This window comes from Mesorhizobium sp. WSM4935 (assembly GCF_029625735.1).
Taxonomy (GTDB): domain Bacteria; phylum Pseudomonadota; class Alphaproteobacteria; order Rhizobiales; family Rhizobiaceae; genus Mesorhizobium.
Map to the genome: position 1 here is coordinate 280,679 of NZ_JARTVR010000002.1, position 22,874 is coordinate 303,552.

18 protein-coding genes and 1 riboswitch are annotated in these 22,874 nt (G+C 63.7%); of the genes, 6 read left to right on the plus strand and 12 right to left on the minus strand.

All coding sequences use genetic code 11. The features are described from left to right. Nucleotides 1-2 precede the first annotated feature (2 nt). The 11 genes from thiO to P9273_RS05710 all read right to left on the minus strand — a co-directional run bounded on the left by thiO (nucleotide 3) and on the right by P9273_RS05710 (nucleotide 14,266). On the minus strand, nucleotides 3-956 hold the full coding sequence (gene thiO / locus P9273_RS05660) for a glycine oxidase ThiO (protein WP_278048011.1): 954 nt from the start codon (nucleotides 954-956) through the stop codon (nucleotides 3-5). A gap of 3 nt (nucleotides 957-959) precedes the next feature. Beyond that, nucleotides 960-2,798 carry a phosphomethylpyrimidine synthase ThiC gene (thiC, locus tag P9273_RS05665; protein WP_278048012.1) on the minus strand — a complete coding sequence of 613 codons (1,839 nt, stop codon included), beginning with the start codon at nucleotides 2,796-2,798 and terminating at the stop codon, nucleotides 960-962. Between the two features lie 104 nt (nucleotides 2,799-2,902). Then, nucleotides 2,903-3,018, minus strand: a riboswitch (TPP riboswitch). Nucleotides 3,019-3,217: 199 nt separating this feature from the next. Next, nucleotides 3,218-3,970, minus strand: coding sequence for an FkbM family methyltransferase (locus tag P9273_RS05670; protein WP_278048013.1), 753 nt, complete (start codon nucleotides 3,968-3,970; stop codon nucleotides 3,218-3,220). Continuing rightward, nucleotides 3,967-5,199, minus strand: coding sequence for a hypothetical protein (locus P9273_RS05675; RefSeq protein ID WP_278048014.1), 1,233 nt, complete (start codon nucleotides 5,197-5,199; stop codon nucleotides 3,967-3,969). Before P9273_RS05675 ends, P9273_RS05670 begins: the two co-directional genes overlap by 4 nt. 12 nt (nucleotides 5,200-5,211) lie before the next feature. Continuing rightward, the gene (locus P9273_RS05680; RefSeq protein WP_278048015.1) at nucleotides 5,212-6,687 is read right to left on the minus strand and encodes an aspartate aminotransferase family protein; all 1,476 of its coding nucleotides are present in this window, start codon (nucleotides 6,685-6,687) and stop codon (nucleotides 5,212-5,214) included. A 22-nt stretch (nucleotides 6,688-6,709) separates the two neighbouring features. Continuing rightward, on the minus strand, nucleotides 6,710-7,717 hold the full coding sequence (locus tag P9273_RS05685) for an NAD-dependent epimerase/dehydratase family protein (protein ID WP_278048016.1): 1,008 nt from the start codon (nucleotides 7,715-7,717) through the stop codon (nucleotides 6,710-6,712). Continuing rightward, nucleotides 7,714-8,163 (minus strand): EamA family transporter, encoded by a 450-nt coding sequence (locus P9273_RS05690; RefSeq protein ID WP_278048017.1) that lies wholly within the window; start codon nucleotides 8,161-8,163, stop codon nucleotides 7,714-7,716. The genes P9273_RS05685 and P9273_RS05690 overlap by 4 nt, the downstream gene beginning before the upstream one ends. 123 nt (nucleotides 8,164-8,286) lie before the next feature. Beyond that, nucleotides 8,287-9,639 (minus strand): FAD-binding oxidoreductase, encoded by a 1,353-nt coding sequence (locus P9273_RS05695; protein ID WP_278048018.1) that lies wholly within the window; start codon nucleotides 9,637-9,639, stop codon nucleotides 8,287-8,289. After that, the gene (locus tag P9273_RS05700; protein WP_278048019.1) at nucleotides 9,639-11,072 is read right to left on the minus strand and encodes a UbiA family prenyltransferase; all 1,434 of its coding nucleotides are present in this window, start codon (nucleotides 11,070-11,072) and stop codon (nucleotides 9,639-9,641) included. The genes P9273_RS05695 and P9273_RS05700 overlap by 1 nt, the downstream gene beginning before the upstream one ends. A gap of 259 nt (nucleotides 11,073-11,331) precedes the next feature. Then, nucleotides 11,332-11,595, minus strand: a complete 264-nt coding sequence (locus P9273_RS05705; RefSeq protein WP_041003900.1) for a hypothetical protein — start codon at nucleotides 11,593-11,595, stop codon at nucleotides 11,332-11,334. Nucleotides 11,596-11,776: 181 nt separating this feature from the next. Continuing rightward, a complete protein-coding gene (locus P9273_RS05710; RefSeq protein ID WP_278048020.1) occupies nucleotides 11,777-14,266 on the minus strand; it encodes a mechanosensitive ion channel family protein in 2,490 nt (829 codons plus the stop codon). Between the two features lie 194 nt (nucleotides 14,267-14,460). On the opposite strand from P9273_RS05710, the gene P9273_RS05715 reads away from it, so the two are divergent. From P9273_RS05715 to P9273_RS05735, 5 genes are all read left to right on the plus strand, one after another. Further along, nucleotides 14,461-15,720, plus strand: a complete 1,260-nt coding sequence (locus tag P9273_RS05715) for a sarcosine oxidase subunit beta (protein WP_278048021.1) — start codon at nucleotides 14,461-14,463, stop codon at nucleotides 15,718-15,720. Nucleotides 15,721-15,787: 67 nt separating this feature from the next. Further along, nucleotides 15,788-16,066, plus strand: coding sequence for a sarcosine oxidase subunit delta (locus P9273_RS05720; RefSeq protein WP_278048022.1), 279 nt, complete (start codon nucleotides 15,788-15,790; stop codon nucleotides 16,064-16,066). After that, nucleotides 16,063-19,056 (plus strand): sarcosine oxidase subunit alpha, encoded by a 2,994-nt coding sequence (locus P9273_RS05725; RefSeq protein ID WP_278048023.1) that lies wholly within the window; start codon nucleotides 16,063-16,065, stop codon nucleotides 19,054-19,056. Before P9273_RS05720 ends, P9273_RS05725 begins: the two co-directional genes overlap by 4 nt. Nucleotides 19,057-19,063: 7 nt before the next feature. Next, nucleotides 19,064-19,651 (plus strand): sarcosine oxidase subunit gamma, encoded by a 588-nt coding sequence (locus tag P9273_RS05730; protein WP_336619367.1) that lies wholly within the window; start codon nucleotides 19,064-19,066, stop codon nucleotides 19,649-19,651. Between the two features lie 220 nt (nucleotides 19,652-19,871). Next, nucleotides 19,872-21,254: an MFS transporter gene (locus tag P9273_RS05735; protein ID WP_278048025.1), complete on the plus strand. Its 1,383-nt coding sequence runs from the start codon at nucleotides 19,872-19,874 to the stop codon at nucleotides 21,252-21,254. 24 nt (nucleotides 21,255-21,278) lie between these two features. Here the strand turns inward: P9273_RS05735 and P9273_RS05740 are convergent, their stop codons facing one another. Next, complete coding sequence (locus P9273_RS05740) at nucleotides 21,279-21,983, minus strand: nitroreductase (RefSeq protein WP_278048026.1); 705 nt, start codon at nucleotides 21,981-21,983, stop codon at nucleotides 21,279-21,281. 281 nt (nucleotides 21,984-22,264) lie between these two features. On the opposite strand from P9273_RS05740, the gene P9273_RS05745 reads away from it, so the two are divergent. Continuing rightward, nucleotides 22,265-22,807, plus strand: coding sequence for a helix-turn-helix domain-containing protein (locus P9273_RS05745; RefSeq protein ID WP_442920195.1), 543 nt, complete (start codon nucleotides 22,265-22,267; stop codon nucleotides 22,805-22,807). Nucleotides 22,808-22,874 lie beyond the last annotated feature (67 nt).

Here is a 22,874-nt window from a genome sequence, read left to right on the forward strand (position 1 = left end):
GATCAATTGAAGAGAAGGTCGGCAGCCTGCTTGGCCATGGCCGGTGAAAGCAGGAAACCGTGCCGGTAAAGGCCGTTGATCGTGATCGCGCCGTCCTTCCGACGCTTTACCCGCGGCAGATTGTCGGGATAGGCAGGGCGAACGCCCACGCCCGTCTCGACGATCTCGGCCTCGCCGAACGCCGGATGAAGTGCGTAGGCCGCATTGAGGAGCTCCATCAGGGAACGGGCGGTAATCGGCCCGTCATGGTCGCTTTCGATCATGGTCGCGCCGACCATGAAGTGATGATCGGCCCGCGGCACGACATAGATCGGATGACGCGGATGGAGCAAACGCACCGGCCGGGCGAATGAGACCTCACGTGTGTGGAGGATCAGCATTTCGCCGCGCACGCCGCGCAAGTCGTCGTCGGCCCGCGCCATGCCCGTGCAATCGATCACCTGATCAAAGCCGGAAGGAGCGATCTCGCCCGCCTTGAGAAGGAAGACGACGCCCATTGCGCGCAATTTGCCGGCCAGCGCTTCGAGAACCCGGCGCGGATCGAGATGAGCTTCGCCGGCAAAGAACACCCCCTCGCGGAAGCGACCGGCAAGATCGGGCTCGAGCGCGGCAAGCGCCTCTTCGTCGACGGCCTCACAATTGCGCGTGCGAGCCGCAAAACGGGCAAGCTCGGGGGCATCGCGCGCATGGGCGACAACGAGCGTACCGGCTTTCGTCACGAGCCCGGGCAGTGTCCTTTCCCACCACTCGGCCGAGGTTTTGCCGAGCGTGACAACCGCCTCTTCGGCGCTTTCGCGTTCGCACCAGGGGGCCAGCATGCCACCGGCAAGCCAGGAGGCCTTGCCGCCTATCTCACTCCGAATTTCGGCGACCGTGACCAACGCACCCCGCGCAGCCAATTCATGGGCGACGGTGAGGCCTGCCACACCGGCGCCTTTGACAAGGATACGGCGCATGACTCAGCGCGACTCCTGATCATCCAGCGCCGAAGTCCGTTCTTCCGGCGTTTCGACCGGCATATAGAGATCGCCGCCTGCGCGGTATTTCTCCGCCATCGCCGCCATCCCCTCCTTTTGCGCTTCCGCACGAATGTCGTGGGAGATACGCATGGAGCAGAATTTCGGTCCGCACATCGAGCAGAAGTGCGCGACTTTATGCGCCTCCTTGGGCAACGTCTCGTCGTGGAGAGAACGCGCCGTCTCCGGATCGAGCGACAGGTTGAACTGGTCTTCCCAGCGGAACTCGAACCGTGCCCGCGAAAGCGCGTCGTCGCGGATCTTCGCCGCCGGGTGCCCCTTGGCGAGATCGGCTGCATGCGCGGCGATCTTGTAGGTGATCACCCCGGTCTTGACGTCGTTGCGGTCGGGCAGTCCGAGATGTTCCTTCGGCGTCACATAGCAGAGCATGGCTGTGCCGAACCAGCCGATCATGGCGGCGCCGATGCCGGAGGTGATGTGGTCGTAGCCGGGCGCGATGTCCGTGGTCAGCGGCCCAAGCGTGTAGAAAGGCGCCTCACCGCAAACGGCAAGCTGCTTGTCCATGTTCTGCTTGATCTTGTGCATGGGAACATGGCCCGGGCCTTCGATCATCACCTGGCAGTCCTTTGCCCAGGCGATCTTCGTCAATTCGCCAAGCGTCTCCAGCTCGGCGAATTGCGCTTTGTCGTTGGCATCCGCGATCGAGCCGGGGCGAAGGCCGTCGCCGAGCGAGAAGGAGACGTCATAAGCCCGGGCGATGTCGCAGATCTCGTCGAAATGCTCGTAGAGGAAGCTTTCGCGATGATGGTGCAGACACCATTTCGCCATGATCGAGCCGCCGCGGGAGACGATGCCCGTGACCCTGTCGACGGTCAGGGGGATATAATGCAGCCGCACGCCTGCATGGATGGTGAAATAATCGACGCCTTGCTCGGCCTGCTCGATCAGCGTGTCGCGATAGACCTCCCAGCTCAGATCTTCGGCGACGCCGCCCACCTTCTCCAGCGCCTGGTAGAGCGGCACCGTGCCGATCGGCACCGGCGCGTTGCGCACGATCCATTCGCGGATGTTGTGGATGTTGCGGCCGGTCGACAGGTCCATGACAGTGTCGGCGCCCCAGCGGATCGCCCAGACCATCTTTTCGACCTCTTCGGTCATCGAGGAGGTGACGGCGGAATTGCCGATATTGGCATTGATCTTCACCAGGAAATTGCGGCCGATGATCATCGGCTCGCTCTCTGGATGGTTGATGTTGGCGGGAATGATCGCGCGGCCGCGCGCCACCTCGTCGCGCACGAATTCCGGTGTGACGAAATCCGGGATTGATGCGCCGAATGCCTCGCCGTCCTGTTCAAGCCTGCCGCGCAGCATCTCGCGACCGAGATTCTCGCGGATGGCCGCGAATTCCATTTCGGGCGTGATGATGCCAGCGCGCGCATAGGCAAGCTGCGTCACCGCCTTGCCGGCTTTCGCCCGCAGCGGACGGTTGCGGATCGGAAATCCCCGCGTCAGGCGCTCGCCTGTCGCAAATCCGTTGTCCTCCGGCCTGACGTGGCGGCCGTCATAGGGCTCGACATCGCCGCGCGCGACGATCCAGTCTTGCCGAAACCGGGTAAGGCCCTTCTCGATATCGGTTTCGATCGCGGGGTCGGTGTAGGGGCCCGACGGGTCGTAGACCGTCACCGGCGGCTCGCCGGCAGTCGGGTGCACCGCGATCTCGCGCATCGGCACCCTGATTTGCGGATGGAGGATGCCGGATTTGTAGATTTTGCGCGAAGCGGGCAATGGCCCGGTCGATACGGTCGGGGTCAAGGCATTCATTTGAGGCTCCTTTGCTCGTTGCATTGGAGACCCAGTTCTGTGCCGGAAGGATGAAAAGACGCTTCGATCTGCCTGCTTGAGGCAGGTCTTCGGGCATGAACTCCCGCAAAGCGCTTGCACCGTCCCTACGCCAGTATGAACTGGATCAGGTTCAACGGGTCACTGCGCCGCGAAGCCAGCAGTATCTCAGCCCCTTGCCGGGACTCCCCTGGTGAATGGCCTAGGGTGGACGGGCCGGAGCCATCTTGTCAAGCGCGTTCGGCCCCGGACGGCAAATCGGGTTCGATGGCGCAAGCGAGAGCAATTCCAGGAAAGTGTGAACGGTCGGGCTCGGCGACTTCATCGTAGCCTTCGTCCAGGAATTGCGTCAAAACAAGGAGATCGAGCGGTTCGCCGTTTCCGCGAAACGGTGAACCGCTCTAGGCGAAGGCCCAGATGTCCTCGGCCTGGAAGCCGACCTGGTAGCCGGCGGTCTTCAGCTTGACGACGACCTGGCCGATCTCGGCCGCCGGGAGTGCGCCGACCTCGATCTTGATCATGCCGGGGCGGTAGCGCTTAAGGTCGAGCTGCTCGAACACCATCCAGTCGGCGCCTTCGCAGTCGACCAGGAAAGCGTCGATATGGGTAATGCCGTTGCGGTCGAGCAGCGTCTGCAAGGTCTCCGACGGCACTTCGATGTCCTTCAGATGCAGCGCGAATTTGTTGAAGTTGGCGTCGGCCTCGCCCCAGGCGTTCTTGCCTGACATCAGATTGGTGTCGGTAACCGATGAGCAGCCGATGAACTCGATCGGCAGCGTGCCGGCCTCGAGCGCGGCGGCATCGAAGGTGTGGACCGTGATCGTGCCCTTGGTTCTGGTCACCGCCACCGGTTCGATGATGAAGCGGTCGGTATCCGGGTAATTGGCGCGAAGCCGCTTCTGATTGTAGGGGATCGGCTCGACCAGCATGGCGCGCGCGCCCGCAATGCGGTGCAGCCAGGGCGTCACGTCGTCGAACAGCGCGCCGTCGCAGGCGCCGACATTGACCATCTGGAACGGCCGGCCGCCGAAACGTGCCCTGAGCGCCGCCTTGGCCAGGAACTTCGTGCCGTGCAGCGCTGGCCCGCGGTCGAGCAGGCCGGTCGGCAGACCGAGCGACAGAAGAACGCGCGCGAAGCTGGATAGCGAGCTCATGACTTGTCTCCGGGAATGACCTGCAGCGCGGCGAGGCGCCCGCCCTGGCTTGCCGCCGTCCACAGCGCCGTCAGCGGCGCGGCCAGCAGCAGGAAGGGCGGCAGGAGATTGGGGAAATAGATGCGGGTGTCGTGGATCGGGAAGACGGCGAATTTCGCCAGCACGCCGAGCACGAGCGCCGCGAGCAGGATGCCGGCGCGGCGGTCCAGCCGGAAGCCAGCGCGCTCGAGCCCGAACCAGCCGGCCAGCGCCAGGACCGAAACACCGACCCAGCTGTTGATGCTGATCGCGCGCACCACCGACGCGGCAAAGGCCTTGAGATAGGCGGCCACCGAGAACGGCGGTTCGAAGCCGTCCATATTGTAGTGCTGCTCGATGCTGGAGAACCAAAGATGCGGCCACCAGCCGGGATGCTGCGCCCAGTGCGAGATGGCGAAATAAGCAATAAAGGATGCCGCGTAGCCTGCCAGTGCCCCCCATGCTCGTTCGCGGAAAGCGACGACTAGCACCGCGAAGATGGCGAGGAAGACGATGTTGTCGGGCCTGGCCATGAAAGCGAGGAAAAGCAGGACCGCCGTCGCCGCCTCGCGCTTGCGCACATAGGCAAAAAGCCCGCCGAGGAACAGCGCCGAACACAAAAGGTCCGGCGTCGAGGCCCGCGCCGCGTCGCCGAAATCGGCCATGATCAGGATCGCGCCAACGACCGGTGCCAGCCCCAGCGCGCGCCCCGCGCACAGCCAGGCGAGCGTGATGGCGCCGAACAGAAGCACCGAGAAGGCCTGCACCAGCCGCATCGCCTCGACCGGCGACACGACATGGCCGAGGGTGGACAGGATTTCGGCATAGAGGAACTTGATCCGGTACATGCCGAGCAGCGAATGGAAGTCGGCGGCGTTCTGCGCCATGTGGCTGCGGAAACCGCCGCCATCGTCCGTCAGCGTCTTGTAATCGCCGGCCGGCACGCCAGCCTTGGCCGCGCTGTAGGCATAGTCATGCAGCGCCTGCGGATCGGGATAGGCGCCTTCCTCGGCGATCGCCAGATAGGGCAGCATGTCCCAATTGGCGTCGGGCATTAACCAGGCGGTCGCGGCGGTGAGCAAGATGTAGAGCGAGAAGCCGATCGCCCCGATCGACGCGGCCCATTTCGCATAGGCTCTCTCGCCCCACGCCAGCCCGGCGCCGGTCAGCCGTTCCAGCGGGTTGGTCGGAGCGGACGGCCTGGTCAGCATGTTCGGCGGCCTCTACTTGCCGACCTGGCTTTTCACGAAATCCTTCACGATCGCCACGATGCCGCGCGACAGAAGGCTGTCGAACGCGTCGACGAAGCGGTCGACATGCTCGGGCCGGCAGATCAGCGGCGGTTCGAGCCGGATGACGTTGCGGTTGTATTCGGTGAAGGCGACGAGCACATCGTAGTCGCGCAGCAAGAGCGAACCGACGAAGCCCGACAGCGAGCCCTTCAGCTTGTCGTCAAGCACGCTCACCACGGGCCGCAGGACCATTGGCAGGGTCTGCGAGAAGTCGTGGAACTCGAGCCCGATCATGAAGCCCTTGCCGCGGACGTCCTTGATGATCTTCGGATATTTTTCCTTCAGCGCCTGCAGCCGCCGCAGAAGGTACTCGCCGGTCGATGCGGCGTTGTCGATCAGGCCTTCGTCATACAGCACGTTGATGCCCTCGATCGCGGTGACGCAGGCCTCGCCCATGCCGCCGAACGTCGCCATGGCATGGATCATCGCCGTCTTCGGCGTGCCATAGGCTTTCATATAAACGTCGCGCCTGGCGATCATCGCGCCGACCGCCGCCTTGCCGGCGCCGAGCGATTTCGCCAGCGCCGTCACGTCCGGCACCACGCCGTAATGCTCGAAGGCGTAGAACCGGCCGGAGCGGCCATAGCCGCACTGCACCTCGTCTGCGACCCACAGCACGCCATATTGGTCGCACAGCGCGCGCAGCTTCTGCCAGTACTCAGTCTTTGCCTGGATGATACCGCCGCCGCCCTGGATAGTTTCCAGCACGATGACACCGATCTCGGGATCGCTCCTGAACAGACGCTCGACGGCGTCGATGTTGGCGAAGGGAACGCGCACGACATTGTCGGCCACCTTGAAGTCCGCGCGGTAGAGCTGGCCGTCGGTAATCGCCAGCACGCCCTTGGTCTTGCCGTGGAAGGAATTCTCGGCATAGACGATTTTCGGCCGCTTCGGGCCCGCGGCGCGCTCGGCAAGCTTGACCGCCGCTTCCATGGCCTCCGAGCCGGACGAGCCCAGGAACACCATGTCGAGATCGCCGGGCGAGCATTTGGCGATGTTGTGCGCAAGTGCCGCCGCGTATTGCGACATGAAGGCGATGGCGATCTCCTGGCGCTTTTCCTCCTGGAATTTCTTGCGGGCCTCCAGGATGCGCGGATGGTTGTGGCCGAAGGCGAGCGAGCCGAAGCCGCCGAAGAAGTCGAGGATCTTGCGGCCGTTCTGGTCGATATAGAACATGCCTTCGGCGCGCTCGATCTTCACCTTGTGGAAGCCGAGCAGCTTCATGAAATGCAGCTGTCCAGGGTTGAGATGCGCCTTGAACAGGTCGGTGATGCGGGCGACGTCCATCGCCTTGGCCTGCTCGACGCTGATCAGCTCGGGCTTGGCGATGGAAGCGGGCGAAAGCGCCGGCGCATCGACCAGCGTGCGCGTGCCTGTCTGTTCCGGCTTGGCGATGACGGTCATCTCGAAATCTCCCCTTCGCGCCCTATTCGGCCGGCACATGTGTCGTGGCGACGGCGTGGCCGTCCTTCTTGGCGCGGTATTCGCTGTAGGCGGCGATCAGCATGTCCTCGTCACGATATTGTGGCACCCAGCCGAGCTGGCGCTCGGCCTTGGACACGTCGAGCACGCATTCCTCGTCGGCGATCAGATACTGCTCCGGATCCATGATCGGCATGTTGAGCAAATCGAGCAGGTCGAGGGTGCGCTTGACCGCCCAGCCGGGCGTCGGCAGCAGGATCGACTTCGAGCCGGCATGGCGGATGAGATCGCCGAGCAATTTTTTGACCGGCGGCGGATTGAGCGAGCCGAGATTATAGGCCTCGTTCGGCACGCCGGCTTTCCAGGCCGCGCGGGCGGCCTCCGCGCAGTCGAACACCGAGATGAACTGATAGGGGTTCCTGCCCGAGCCGATCATCGGCACGGGAAAGTTCCAGTCGATCAGCTTGAACAGCTTTTCCAGGATGCCGAGGCGCCCAGGTCCGATGATCAGCCGCGGCCGGAACAGCGAGATCGCCATGCCGCGCTTGCGCCATTCGGCGGCAAGCTCCTCGGTTTTGAGCTTCGACAGCCCGTACTCGCCGAGCGGCGCCACCGGATGATCCTCGGTCATCGGCAGCACCACCGTGTGGCCGTAGATCATGTCGGTCGTGTAGTGGACCAACTTCGAGGCGCCGGCCTTGTCCATCGCCTGGATGATGTTCTCGGTGCCGTGGAAATTCACCGGGAAGAAGAAATCGTGCCGCTTGGCGCGCACCTGGATCGGCGACAGCATCTTCGCCGAAAGGTTATAGACCATGTCGTCCGCTTTGAGCCCCACCGCAGCGACCGAGGCCGGATCGGTGACATCGCAAGTGATGAAGCGCACCGAGCGGTAATGCGGCAGGTCGCTCTTGACGATGTCGGCGACGACGACGGTCTCGCCGTCGGCGACGAGCTTGGGGGCAAGGTGACGGCCGACGAAGCCGTCGCCGCCGAAAATCACATGTCTCATCGAACAATCTCGCTTGTGCCGATCTTGTCGGGATTGATGGATGCGGTCCGGTCCTCATGCCCGCGGCCACCCATTTCTCGCCCACTCTGCGCGATCAGGATCGTGCCGACGCAGATGCAGGCGATACCGGCGATGCGCCAGCCATTGAGATCCTCGCGGAAGACGAAATAGGCGAAGATCGCCACGGCGACATAAGCGAGGCTGAGGAACGGATAAGCGAAGCTGAGCTCGACTTTGGACAGCACGTAAAGATGCGACGCCATCGAGATGACGAAGGTGCACAGGCCCAGGAACACCCAGGGGCTGAACACGATCTGCAAGAGTTTGACCAGCGGATTGACGCCTTCGAAGGAGATCGGCCCCATCGACATCATGCCTTGCTTCAGCATGAGCTGCGCCGCGGCATTGGTCATGACAGTGAAGAGAATGAAGATTATATATTTCATTGTTGCCACCCCGCCCCTTAGGCGGTCTTATTACAAACCTGCAAATATTTCGTGAAGCCGCGATGTTGTGTTGAGTAAACCATGGCATAATGTTTTGTTTACCATAATTTGCTCGACTTTTATTTATTCCGCGGCTTCGGCTCTCGCTTGTCCGATCTCCAATCTCCTGGCGGTACGCGCCCAGAAGCTCGATATGAAAGCCGGGTCGCGAAGCGCCTCCAGCCGCTGCCATTGCGGGAACGACGCGGCGAATGTCTCAGGCCCCATCCGGGCGTCCTTGTAGGGGTTCACCGCGCCGCCCGCCTCGACCGTGATGCGATCGAGATCGGCGAGCAGCCGCAACGTCCTTTCACCCCGGTTGGGGAAATCGAGCGTCAGCGTATAGCCGGGCCGCGGGAAGGACAGCAGCGCCGGCGAGCGGACATCGCCGAAGCGCTTGAGCACGGTCAGGAACGATCCCTGCCCTGCCCACCGTGCCGTCTCGAGCAGCGCCGGCACGATGCGGCGCGCTTTGGCCTGCGGCACCACGCTTTGGTGCTGGAAAAGCCCGCGTGGCCCGTAGAGCCGATTCCAGTCGCCGACGCCATCGAGCGGAAAGAAGAAGCCCTGATAACCCGCCTGGCGCTGAACCGGAGACTTGCCCTTTTTCCAGCGATAGGCCGCGTTGAAGACCGTGAGGAAGGGCCGGTTGAGGATATTGAACGGCGGCTGCACCGGCACGGAAAACCGGCTGCCGGCGCGCGCCGCCGCATGCGAGCCGTGTTCGGCATGGTTGCCGGTGAACAAAAGGCCGCGTCCGCGACCGTGTCCGCCGGCAAGCTGATCGATCCAGGCGACGGCATATTCGTTGGCCCGGTCGGCAGCCTCGGCAAGATCGAAGAATTCGCCGAGATCGCGAAACCGCATCGCGCTTTCCGTGATGTCGAGCGACGGCACCCGCATCAGCTTGATCGAGGCCGAAAGGATCAAGCCCGTCAGCCCCATGCCGCCGATCGTCGCCCCAAACAGGCGGACATTGTCGGTCGCCGAGCAGCGATAGGTCCGCCCGTCGGACCGAAGCAGTGTCAAGGCCTCGACATGGCAGCCGAAAGTGCCGCGCCGATGATGGTTCTTGCCGTGGACGTCGTTCGCGATCGCGCCGCCCAGCGTCACGAACTGCGTACCTGGAACCACCGCCGGAAAGAAGCCGTAGGGTGCGGCGTAAGCGATGATATCGCAAAGCAGCGTGCCGGCATCGGCTTCGAGCAAACCGGTCTCGGCATTGAAGGAACGGATGCGGTTGAGCGGCCGCATGTCGACCACCATGCCGGCATCGTTCTGGCAGGTGTCGCCATAGGAGCGCCCATTGCCGTAGCCGAGCAGCGATCCGGTCTTCGCCTCGCCGCGCTTCAGCAAGGCGATCGCCTCGTCCGCCGGGATCGCCTTGCGCGCCGGCGGGGTCGCCATTCCGAAGCTGCCGAAGCGCTCGTGCCCCATCACCAGCCCCCAGCGACGAGGAAGACCGCGCCGATGGCGACGACGATCTGGCTGCGCCAATCCCGGATGATGAAGACGACCGGATCGTCATGCATCTCGTCGCGGCGGGCGAGGATCCAGACGCGCATCGTGAGGTAAAGCACGATCGGCGCCAGCGGCCATATCAGCCAGGGATGCGGGTAGAGCTCGCGCACCGCCGGGCTGTCCATATAAAGCGCCAGGACCAGCGCCGAGGAGAAAGCCGACGCCATCCCGGCCTGAGCGACGATCTCCTGGTCCTCCGTGCGGTAGCCGCGGCCGGCGATGCGCTCGCCCGGCGGAATGGCCGTGGTGCGCAGTTCGACGAAGCGCTTCACCAGCGCCAGCGACAGGAAGAAGAAGATCGAGAAAGCAAGCAGCCAGAAGGAGACATCGACGCCGGTGGCGGCCGCGCCGGCCAGCACGCGGATCGTGTAGAGGCCCGCAAGCGTCAGCACGTCGACCAGAAGCATGCGCTTGAACGACAGCGAATAGGCGGTGGTGATAACGATATAGCCGGCAAGCACGCCGAGGAATTCGACGGGAAGGAACAGGCCGGCGGCAATGCCGATCGTAAGCAGCGCGATGATCGCGCCGAGGCCGAACGGAATGGACAACGCGCCGCTGGCGAAAGGCCGGTTGCGCTTTGTCGGATGCTTGCGGTCGAGCGCCAGGTCGAAGAAATCGTTGAGAATATAGATTGCGGATGCCACGGCGCTGAAGGAGACGAACGCCAGCAGGCATTCCCAGATCATGTTCGGATTGAAATATTCGTGCGACAGCACCATCGGCACGGCGATCAGGGCGTTCTTCAGCCACTGATGCATGCGCAGCATCTTGACGTAGGTCCTCAGCGTCGGCTTGGGCGCGGGCATGGCATCGGCTCGATGCGCTGCCTGCCAGCGCCGGGCGCTGCGGTCGGGCGCCACCACGAGCGCGTTGCGCGCGGCGTCGAACACTTTGAGGTCGTGACGGCTGTTGCCGGCATAGTCGAAGCCTGCATCGCCATAGGCGGCGACAAGGGCTGCGCATTTCCTGCCGGAGGTCAAGTTGTGCGGACCGTCGGTCGCCAGCACATGATCGAAAATGCCGAGATGCGCCGCGATCGCCTCCGCGAACCTACGCGGCGTTCCCGTCGCCAGCACGATCTTGCGGCCCTCCCGATGCTCGGAGCGCAACCGGTCGAGCAGATCCTGACGATAGGGCAGCGAGGCCGGGTCGATGTCGACGCGGCTGGCGATCTCCCGTTTGAGTCTGGTCGGTCCACCGGTCAGCCAGAACGGCAGGAGAAAGACATAGAGCGGGTTCTTCTTGAGGAGGATGAACAGGCCTTCCCACAGAAGGTCCGTTGCAATCAGCGTGCCGTCGAGATCGACCGCAAGCGGGATTGCGTTCCTGTCCGACCTCGCGTCCATTGCCCTGCCCCGATCGAGCGCAGGATCCCGAAACTCCGACCTCGGAAGGGGCCTTGCGCCAATTCAACCCACGCCGTGTGCCGGCGTCCTCGGGTCAGATATAGCCGGGGATGACGCAGCGAACGTTAAAACGCCCGGTTGCAGCGCGTAGCCATACCGGTTTTCGGGCATCGTCGTTAAGTGTCGGCTACCGGAAACGATAAAAGGCCGGACATCGGTCCGGCCTTGCCAATCTTGCGCAGCCAATCTGCGGCGACGGTTACTTGATTCGGGCCGACCCGCCCGAAATTTCGACCGTTTCCGAGCCGGTCAGAGCTTCGAGGTCACCATTGGGCAGGGTGACGAAGCAGCCGTTCGGGCAGAACTCCACTGTCTCGCCGGCAGCAAGCGTCAGCTCGCTCTTGGCGCCGCCTTCGGTCACGACCAGGGTCCGCGTCTGAGCGTCCCTGTTGATCGCGCTGGCGGCGAAAGCCGAACCGCCCAGGGCCAGCAAAGCGATGGCGGTAACGACAGACTTCCACATTGCAATTCCGGTGTTTCACACACCGCCTCTGTTCAAATTTGCAAGGCATTCTCGCCCTTTGCATCGAAGCTTATATGAGATGTTACCTGAACCGCAACTGAATGCCGCATTCATGCCACAATCGGTTTGGGATGGCCTCAGCATGCCCATTAGGCCGGCCTCACCCGAATATTGATACACCTCAGCCCGGGTCGGGCTTGCGGCCCCTCCGCTTCATCTTGACGAGCCGCTCCCGCTCGGCCGCGGCTTCCGCTTCCAGCCTCTGGCGCTCGGCGAATTCGGCTTCGATCTTGTCGTCGTCGATCGGCCAGGCTTCGTGCTTCTTGCTCTCGACCACGGCGCGCGGCGTCGATGGTATCTCGATCTGCTCCTCCTCGAAGATATCGAAAATGGCAAAGCGGATATCGTTCTGCACGACGCTGCCGTTCATGATGTCGGCGACGAACACGCGGATCTCGAATTCGAGCGCGGCCGACCCGAAATTGGCGAAAAGGACGAACGGCTCGGGATTCTTCAGCACCATCGGATGGGCGCGCGCAATGTCCGTCAATATGGCATGGACGCGCTTGACGTCGCTGCCATAGGCAACGCCGACCTTGATGTCGATGCGCCCCAGCTTGTTGCGGTGCGTCCAATTGCCGACCGCATTGTTGATGAGATTCGAGTTGGGCAGAATCACGGCCTGGCGCTGGAAGGTCTCGATCTCGGTCGCGCGCACGCTGATCTTCCGCACCGTACCGCTGACGTCGCCCGCGACGATCCAGTCGCCGACCTTGAACGGCCGCTCGGCAAGCAGGATCAGGCCTGAAACGAAATTCGACACGACATTCTGCAGACCGAAACCGATACCCAGCGAAAGCGCGCCGGCGACCAGCGCCAGATTGGAAAGATCGATACCGGCGGCCGAGATACCGACTAACGCGGCGACCGCCACACCGGCATAGCCGACACCGAGCCGGATCGAGTTGCGCACGCCGGCATCGACCTTGCCGCGCGCCATCACCGAGCCGTCCAACCAGCCCTGGAACCAGCGCGTCAGGAAATAGCCGATGACGAAGACGACGATACCGCTGAGGATGCCGAGGAAGGAGATGGTCACCGAACCGATCGTGACGCCGGTCGCAAGCTTGTAGGCCCAGGCCTCGATATCGCCGGGCTGGAAGCCCCACATCAACAGGATCAGCGGCAGGAATATCAGCACGATCATCAGATTGATGGCGATGCTGACGACGAGGCCGAGCTGGTCGAGGGCGGTATCCTCGTAGCTGGAGTTTTCCGAAAGCCATCGCCCAACCGACGTATCGGCGAAACCGCCTTCCTCGCCGATCGCGCGTGCCGACAGGAAGCCGATATAGGCCGTCACCAGCACGGTGCCGGTCACCACGACCTGGAACGAGACGAAAAGCGCCAGGCCGATATAGCCAAGCAGCGCCGCCGCAATGGTGAACAGGCCAAGCGCGATGGCAATGAAGCGAAGCCATGCCGGCCAGGGGCGCCATGAGCCGTCAGCTGCCCTGAACGGCCGCAGCAGTCCCATCAGGATCAGGATGACGCCGACGATGATGGTGGCGACAAAACCCCTGCCGATCGTCAGCGAAAGCGGCGAGCCCATCTTCTCGTTGACGACCGACAGGAAGTAATTGAACCCGAGCACCAGCGCCATGGCGGTCGTCAGTCCGACCAGCCAGCGCGCCGGGCCGGTCGCGACCGGGATCAGGCGCCAGTTGGGCAGGCGCGGCTCGAGCGCAGCGTTGGTCAGCCGGTTGACGCAGAACACCATGCCGATCACCGTCAGCAAGGCATTGAGGAACGTGCCGATATCGCCACGCAGCACGTTGTAATAATTGAAGAAGAAGACGGCCGAGGCGAAGAAGACGCCAAGCGCCAGGGTCGGCAGCAGCGTCGACCAGAAGGCCACCGACAGGCGGCTGAGATAGGAAGGGTCCTCGACGGTGGGGTCGGCCTCGAATATGCGGCCGAACAAGCGCCTGCCGCCTATCAACAGCACCGCCGCCAGCGTCAGCGCCATAAGCGTCGCCGCAAGGATCGCCTGGAACTTGAACCTGATGGCGAAGCTCAGCCACGACGACACCGCCTTGTAGAGGCCCGTGAACTGGTCATGTGCGTCGGAAAAGGCCTGCGGGCTCAGGGCCTCCGTCAGGTCGTAATGCTTGGTGATGACGCTGCGGAAAAGCTCGCTGCGCATGACCGCGATCTTGTCGACCAGCCCGTTGACGCGGATCGACAGGTTTTGCGCGCTGGCGACGATCGCGTTGATCTGAGCCTTTTCCGCGGCGAGCGCGCCGCGCTCGTTGCTGACGATCACCGGCTCGGCGGGTTGTCCCTGCGCCGGCGGCGGGCCCAGAACCTCGACGCGATTGTTGATCTCGGTGAGGCGTTGCCTGAATACCAGCGCGCTGTTCAGCGCCGCGCGCGAAATGTCCTCCAGCTGCAACCGGATGTCGACCAGCCCTGCATCGTCCTGGTCGGGTTCGCTCAGTTTCTTCTCCAGGCCATCGGTCTTGGCCGTCAGATCCTGGATGACTTTTGTCTGGTCGGCGATGAGCTGCGACGACCCCTGGCCGATCGCCTGCGCCGATGCCTCGAGCGCCGGCTGCCCGAAGACGGCGACGATAACGACCAGGATCAGGCGTAGCAGGCGGAAGAACATCACTTGGCTGGCGACTCGCGGCCGAAAAATCCCCGAAATTTCCGCCTTTGATAAAGACCGGCATATCGGGCGGCAAGCCGTCCCGATCGCATCGATGAGAGTCGGCCTGGCGAAAAGCGATGGCGTAATCTTGGCTTTGCGCCTCCCGCCTGCTCTATAGTCTGCCGCCTCGCATCATAAGGACGATAGGAAGAATGGCGGAATATTCAGCCTTTTCGCTGCTCAAGAACGCGCTGACCGGCAATAAGGATTGGAAGCCCGCCTGGCGCAAGCCGGACCCCAAGGCGTCCTATGACGTGATCGTCATTGGCGGAGGCGGCCATGGTCTTTCGACCGCCTATTACCTTGCCAAGGAGCACGGCATCACCAATGTCGCCGTGCTGGAAAAGGGCTGGCTGGGCTCCGGCAATGTCGGCCGCAACACCACGGCGGTTCGCTCCAACTATCTCTTGCCGCAGAACACCCGCTTCTACGAACATTCGATGAAGCTGTGGGAGAACCTGTCGCACGATCTCAACTACAACGTCATGTTCTCGCAGCGCGGCTGCTTGAACCTCGCCCACACGCCCGCCCAGCTCGACGATTATGCCAGGCGCGGCAACGCCATGCGCCATCTCGGTGTCGATGCGGAACTGTGGGGTGTCGACCGGATCAAGCGGCTTGTGCCGGCGCTGGACGTCTCGGGGTCGGCGCGCTTCCCCGTCCTTGGCGGGCTGATGCAGCCGCGCGCCGGCACGGCCCGGCACGATGCGGTCGCCTGGGGCTATGCGCGCGGCGCCGACCGGCGCGGCGTCGACATCATCGAGAATTGCGAGGTGACCGGCTTCCTGCGCGACGGCGACCGCATCACCGGCGTTACGACGACGCGCGGTGAGATCCGCGCCAGGAAGGTCGCGCTTGCGGTTGCCGGCAGCACCGGCCACGTCATGCAGCTTGCCGGCATTTCGCATATGCCGATCGAGAGCCATGTGCTGCAGGCCTTCGTCTCGGAATCGCTAAAGCCCATCGTCGACACCGTTCTCACTTTCGGCATGGGCCATTTCTACATCTCTCAGTCCGACAAGGGCGGCCTCGTCTATGGCGGCGACCTCGACGGCTACAACAGCTACGCCCAGCGCGGCAGCTTGCCGATCGTCGATGAGGTGATGAGCGAGATGATGGCGCTGTTCCCCGGCCTGGCCCGGGTGCGCATGCTGCGCTCCTGGGGCGGGCTGTGCGACATGACGATGGACGGCTCGCCGATCATCACCACCGGGCCGCTCCCGGGCATGTATCTCAATTGCGGCTGGTGCTATGGCGGCTTCAAGGCGACGCCCGCCTCCGGCTGGTGCTTTGCCTACACCATCGCCAAGGACGAACCGCACGAGTTCAACGCGCCCTTCACGCTCGACCGCTTCTATCGCGGCTTGATCATCGACGACAAAGGCCAGGGCGCGAACCCGCGGCTGCATTAGACCATGATCCCAAAAAATCGGACGCCGGTTTTGGAAAGATCATGGTCAAACAAGAAGATAAATAAGAATGCTAATCACCTGTCCCTATTGCGGCCCGCGCGACGTCATCGAATTCACCTATCAGGGCGACGGCAACCGTGAGCGGCCGCAGCCGGCCTCGCAAAATCTCGACGCCTGGAACGCCTATGTCTACGATCGGCTGAACCCGGCCGGCGACCATAACGAGATCTGGCAGCACTCCGGCGGTTGCCGCGCGCATCTGAGGGTCGTTCGCAATACCGTCACGCATGAAATCCTGAGCACCTCCTTCGCCCGTGGCGGCCACAAGACGGAGAGCCGCCCGTGAGCCCGCGCCGCGCCGAAACCGGCGGCCGGATCGACCGGCTGCGCACCATCCGCTTCACCTTCGACGGCGCGCCTTACAGCGGCCATGCCGGCGACACGCTGGCCTCGGCGCTGCTCGCCAACGGCGTGACGCTGTTCGGCCGTTCCTTCAAATATCACCGTCCGCGCGGCCTGCTTGCCGCCGGCGTCGAGGAGCCGAACGCGCTGGTGACGGTGCTGCGCGGCGAGGTGCGCGAGCCCAACATTCCAGCCACCATGGTCGAGATCTATGACGGGCTAGTCGCCGTCAGCCAGAACCGCACGCCTTCGCTCGCCTGGGACATCGGCGCGCTCAACCAGCTCGGCGGCAAGCTCCTGTCGGCCGGCTTTTACTACAAGACCTTCATGGGTCCGGTGATCGGCCCGCTGAAGGGCACGCGCTTCTGGATGTTCTGCGAGCATTTCATCCGCCGTGCCGCCGGCCTCGGCAAGGCGGGTGTCGCCGCCGATACCTCGCGCTACGAACGCATGAACGCATTTTGCGACGTACTGGTCGTCGGCTCAGGTCCGGCCGGCCTGATGGCGGCGAAGGCCGCAGCCGATCAGGGCGCCCGCGTCATTCTTGCCGACCTCGAAGCCCACTTCGGCGGCTCCGCCAACTGGTCGGGCGAAACCATCGACGGCATGTCTGCCGCCGACTGGGCCCAGCGCATGGTTGCGCAACTCGGAGGCAACGACAATGTGCGGCTTCTGCCGCGCACGACGGTGTGGGGCTATTACGACGGCAACACGCTTGCCGCGCTGGAACGGGTGACCGACCATAAGGAAGTGGCCGCCAAGGGCGAGCCGCGCCAGCGTTATTGGGCGATCCGCGCAGGCACAGTGGTTCTCGCCACTGGCTCTTTCGAACGGCCGCTGGTGTTCCCCGGCAACGACCGGCCCGGCGTCATGCTGGCGCATGCGGCACAGCGATACGCAGTTGAATATGGCGTGCTGCCTGGGCAGCGCATCGCGCTCTTCACCAACAATGACAGCGCCTACCGCTCCGCCGCCGCCTTGAAGAAGGCCGGCGCCGCGGTCGTCGCCATCATCGATGTCCGCGGCGACATCTCGAACGAGATGCGCCGGCTGGCGAGCGATGCGGAGGCCGAGCTGCTTGCCGGCCACGCGGTGATTGCGACCGAAGGCGGCAAGGCTCTCACCGGCCTCAAGGTACAGCGCTTGGACGCCATGAGCGGCTCGCTGAGCGGCGACGAACGCAGCATCCATGCCGACAGCCTTTTGATGTCGGGCGGCTGGTCGCCGACCATCCATCTCGCCAGCCAGGCAGGCGCCAAGGCGGAATGGGACCCGGCCAGGCAAGCCTTCCTGCCGCCGAAGCCGACGCAGCGCTGGATCGGTGCCGGCGCCTTCACCGGCAGTTTTTCGACCGCCGAAGCGATCGCGGAAGGCCGCGCGGCCGGTCTCCAGGCGGCCGGCGGTGCGGCTTCATCCGCTCCCCTGCCCGTCGTCGAGGCGGTGCCCGGCGATCCCGATCCGGCGCCGGTCTTCGAGATCAAGGCCAAGGGCAAGAGCTTCGTCGATTTCCAGCACGACGTGACCGCCGAGGACGTGCGGCTGGCGCACCGCGAAGGCTTCGTCTCGGTCGAGCATCTGAAGCGCTACACCACGCTCGGCATGGCGACGGACCAAGGCAAGAACTCCAATGTGCCGGGCCTTGCCATCATGGCCGAGGCGCTCGGCAAGCCGATCCCCGAAGTCGGCACGACGCGCTTCCGCCCGCCCTACACGGCTGTGTCGATCGGCTCGCTCGCCGCGGAACGCTTTGGCGATTTGAAACCCGAGCGGCTGACGCCGATGCATGACTGGCACATCGCCAATGGCGCGACCATGTATTCGGCCGGCCTCTGGTTCCGTCCGATGATCTATGGCCTTGCCGGCGAGACGGTCGAGCAGGCCTATGTCCGCGAAGCGAAGGCCACGCGCGAAAGCGCCGGCATTGTCGACGTCTCGACACTTGGCAAGATCGCGGTGCAGGGACCGGACGCGGCCGAGTTCCTCGACCGCGTTTACACCAACATGTTTTCCACTCTTGCCGTCGGCAAGGCCCGCTACGGCCTGATGCTGCGCGAGGATGGGCTCGCCTTCGACGACGGCACCACCTGGCGGCTTGGCGAGCAGGAATTCCTGATGACGACCACCACCGCCAATGCCGGCAAGGTGATGCAGCATTTGGAATATTTCCTCGACGTCATCTGGCCGGAGCTGAAGGTCACCGTCACCTCCGTCACAGACGAATGGGCGGGTGCCGCGATCGGCGGACCGAACGCGCGCGCCATTCTTGCATCTTGCGTCACCGGCACTGCCGTCGACAATGCCGCTCTGCCCTTCATGGGCATCGTCCACGGCCGGATCGCCGGCGTCCCGGTGATGATCTGCCGCCTATCCTTCTCCGGCGAAATGGCGTTCGAGGTCTATTCCGGCGCCGGCTACGGCAATCATGTCTGGGAGGCACTGATCGAGGCCGGCAAGCCTTTCGGCCTTGTCCCTTATGGACTCGAGGCGCTGGGTACGATGCGCATAGAAAAGGGCCATGTCACCGGCGCCGAGATCGACGGTCGCACCACGGCCCGCGATCTCCATCTCGACTGGATGTTGTCGAAGAAGAAGCCTTTCATCGGCTCGGCCATGATGGACCGGGAAGGCCTTATCGCCCCCGACCGGCTCGAGCTGGTCGGGCTGATCGCCCTCGACAACCGGCCGCTCAACGGCGGCGGTCATATCGTCGAGGAACTGGACGAGGCCAATCCGCACGACTCTCTCGGCCACATCACCGCCTGCTGCTATTCACCGGCGCTCGGCAAGTATATTGCCCTGGCCTTGGTCAAGGGCGGGAAGGCGCGTCACGGGACCCGCGCCTTCGTCTCCGACCCGCTGCGCAACCGGTTCGGGCCGGTCGAGATCGTCTCCAACCATTTCTATGATCCGGACGGGAGCCGCATGCATGGCTGAGCAGCATTTGCCCGAACGCCAATCGCCGCTCGAGCCGGAGTATCATCCGGGTTCGCACGGCAATTTCGAACATGGCGTCGATGTCATCCTATCCGAGACGCGGCCGGGCTCGATCCTGCAGCTCGCCGCCTGGCCGGGTGAAGAGAAGCGGCTGATCGAAATTATCCGCAATGTCACCGGTCTCGCCCTGCCCGATGGCGCCGGTGGCGGCGTGAGCAGCGGCGCCCGCGCCGCCTTCGGTTTCGCGCCGGGAAAATTCACCGTGGTCGACGAAGCGGAAGGGTTTACTCAAGCCTTCGCCGGCGCCATCACGCCGGCCATCGGCACGCTGACCGATCTCTCGCATGGCCGCACCGCGATCCGCATCGCCGGCCCGAAGGCCGAATGGGTGATGGCGAAGTTCTTTGCCCTCGACTTCGCCTTGCCCGCCTTTCCGCTCGGGGCCGGCCGTTCGACGAATCATCACGACATCTTCGCCCAGATCCAGCGCAGCGGCGCCGACCAGTTCGACATCTACGTCTTCCGCTCTTTCGCGCGCTCGTTCTGGAAGGCCTTGTGCCACGCCAGCGAGGAAGTCGGTTACGAAGTGCAATAGCTCGGCGTTGCAGGCAGGAATTGGTCCAGGCGATTGTCTGGTCCTATTGACGGCTACAACTGCTGCTTGAGGATTGGGCCAGCAGGCGCGATAGATCAAGAATCACGCGCGTTTGCCAGGACAAACGCCGCTCAGGCAACCAGTTCGACCATACCCTTCCATGACTGTTGAGACTTCGGCGACGGCCACGACCCGCTTTGCTCCGGCGGAGGGTCCGTCGATGCTGTTGCCGGCAACCGTCGCTTGCGGCGTGTTCATGACGAGCCTCGACCAGAACGTCGTGGTCACCGCGCTCCCCGGCATCGGCGAGAGCCTCGACCGCCCGCCAAGCCAGCTTGGCCTTTTGATCACCGTCTATGTCGCGAGCCTCATCGTCACCATGCCGCTCGGCGGCTGGCTGGCCGACCGCTTCGGCCTGCGGAACGTCTATTGCTTCGCCCTGCTCGTCTTCGCCAGCGCCTCGGCCTTGTGCGGCCTTTCGGAAAACATATGGATGCTGGTCGGCTCGCGCGCCTTGCAGGGCTGCGGCGGCGCGCTGATGGGCACGCTTGGCCAAGTCGTGATCCTGTCGAGCTTCCCGCGCGACCGCACGCTGAAGATCAACATGTATATTTCGCTGGCCGGCCAGTCCGGGCCGCTGGTCGGACCGCTCGTCGGCGGCGCGCTGACCACCTACGTCTCCTGGCGCTGGATTTTCTACATCAACATCCCGATCGCGCTGACTGCCGCGCTTCTGGCTGCCTCCCTGTTTCCAACGACCACCAAGCCGGTGCGCACGCCATTCGATTTTCCGGGCTTCCTGCTCGTCGGCAGCGGCATGGGCCTGCTGGTCTTCGGCATGGACGCGCTTGCCGCCAAGGATGCCGCGAGCAGCCTGATCGGCATCGAGCTCGGCCTGGCGATCGTCATCCTGACGGTTGCCGCCTTCTACTGCCTCCGCGCCCGCAACCCGCTGCTCGATCTAAACCTGCTGCGCATCCGAACTTTCCGCATCTCCTTCCTCACCGGCGGCGCCCTCGACACGATCGGCCTGAGCTCGGTGGTGTTCCTATTGCCGCTGATGTTCCAGCTCGGCTTCGGTATGAGCGCGGTCCAGGCGGGATCGCTGACTTTCGTCGCCGCGATCGGGTCATTGCTGATGCGCTTCTTCATGCCGCGCCTGTTGAACCGCTTCGGCTTCAAGCGCGTGCTGGTCACCAACACGCCGATCGTCGCCTTGCTGGTCGCCGGCTTCGCCCTGATGCAGGAAAGCCTGCCGGCCTGGATCGTTTTGGCCTACATCTTCACCTTCGGCGTCTTCCGCTCGGTGCAATGGGCCTCGACCGGCAATCTCTCCTATTCGGACATCGCGCCGGAGCAGCTCGCCCGCTTCAGCGCGCTCTATTACATCCTGTGGCAGCTTGCGGTGGCGATCAGCGTCGGCCTCGCGTCGGCGCTCCTGTCGCTGCTTGGCGCCGGCGGCAAGGCCAGCGTCAACGACTATCGTATCCTGTTCGTCATCGAAGGCCTGATCACGCTTTGCGCGCTATTGGCCTATCTGAGGCTCACGCCGCAGGACGGCGCGCATGTCAGCGGCCATGGCGCGCATCTGAGCACGGACTGACAGGCCGGACTGCGACCCGCGACGCTATTCCGCGAAGGTCACCCAATCCTCGAGCGGCGCGCGGTCGGTGCGGAACTCGTTTTCTGGCTTTGATGTGTCCTCGTAGCCGAGCGCCATGCCGCAGACGACGATCTCCTCGTCGGGAATGTTGAGCACCGGCCTGATCTGCCGGTGATAGGGCGCGAAGGCCGCCTGAGGGCAGGTATGCAGTCCCCTGCCCCGCGCCGCGACCATGATGTTCTGCAGAAACATGCCGTAGTCGATCCAGGAACCCTGGTTCAGCCGCCGGTCGATCGTGAAGATCATGCCGACCGGCGCGTCGAAGAAGATGAAATTACGATCGTGCTGCGCCCGCATCTTGTCGACCTCGCGCCGGCCGATGCCCAGCGCGCCGTAGAGCCCGAAGCCGTTGGCGCGGCGACGCGTGAGATAAGGTTCGAAGAACTGATCGGGATAGTAGCGGTACTCGTCCCACTCGGCCTTTTCGGCGCGAATGCCGGAATTGAGGATTGCGTCGCTGATGCGCTGCTTGACCTCGCCCTTGGTCACATAGACGCGCCAGGGCTGCATGTTGGTGCCGGACGGCGCGCGCGCGGCTACCGCCAGGATCGCGCGGATCGTCTCGTCGTCGACCATGTCGGGCAGGAAAGCGCGCACCGATCGGCGCGAGGTGATCGCCTCGTCGACGATCGCCGCTTCCGATGCGATCCGGACGTTCTTCTCAAGCATGGGCCGTCCCTTTGCGCATGGCCGGAAACCCGCAACCACGGTTTTCCTGACGACCATCCGCAGACTCTAAGCTAAACTGGTCCCCGACCGGGCGCCCCACTCGCCGCTCGTGCGCGAGCCTTTGCATCAACGGCCGAAATCGCGCAAGCAAATCTTGTGGCCTATGAAAATACCCTTGATTTTTTCATGATTTTACCGTCTCATGAAATTTATCAAGGTTTTTTCACGAGCACTCTTTGACCACGACCGCGACCAAATCGCAGCACGAGAATGGCGACCGGCTGCTGGCCGGCGACATCCGCGCGCTGCGCAAGGCGCGCGGCCTCACGCTCGCTGAAATAGCGCTCAAGTTAGGCCGTTCGGTCGGCTGGGTCAGCCAGGTCGAGCGTGGTCTTTCCATCCCCTCACTCGGCGACCTTAGGGCATTCGCCGACCTCTTCGATGTTCCGATCAGCCTGTTCTTCAGTCATGATGTGCCTGTCGAACAGGAGCGTGGCGTGATCGTGCGCGCCGGAAGCCGCCGTTCGCTTGGCACAAGTGAATCCGGCCTGGTGGAGGAGCTTCTGTCGCCCGACCTCGGCGGTAGCTTCGAGATGCTGCGCTCGGTCTTCGCGCCGGGCGCGAAACTGACGACGGAAGCGCGCCGTCCGACGGAAGAAGCGGGCTATGTCGCGTCGGGCACGTTCGAGATCGAGATCGACGGCGTCTGGCATCGTCTCGGTGAAGGCGACTCGTTCCGCTTCGAAGGCAAGCCGTTCCGCTGGCGCAATCCGGGCACCGAGCCGGCGGTCGTCATTTGGGTGGTTTCACCGCCCGTCTATTGATCAATGCATGTCGCCCAAAAGTGCGGAGCGGTTTTGGGATAACGACATGCATCAAAAAGAAGAATCG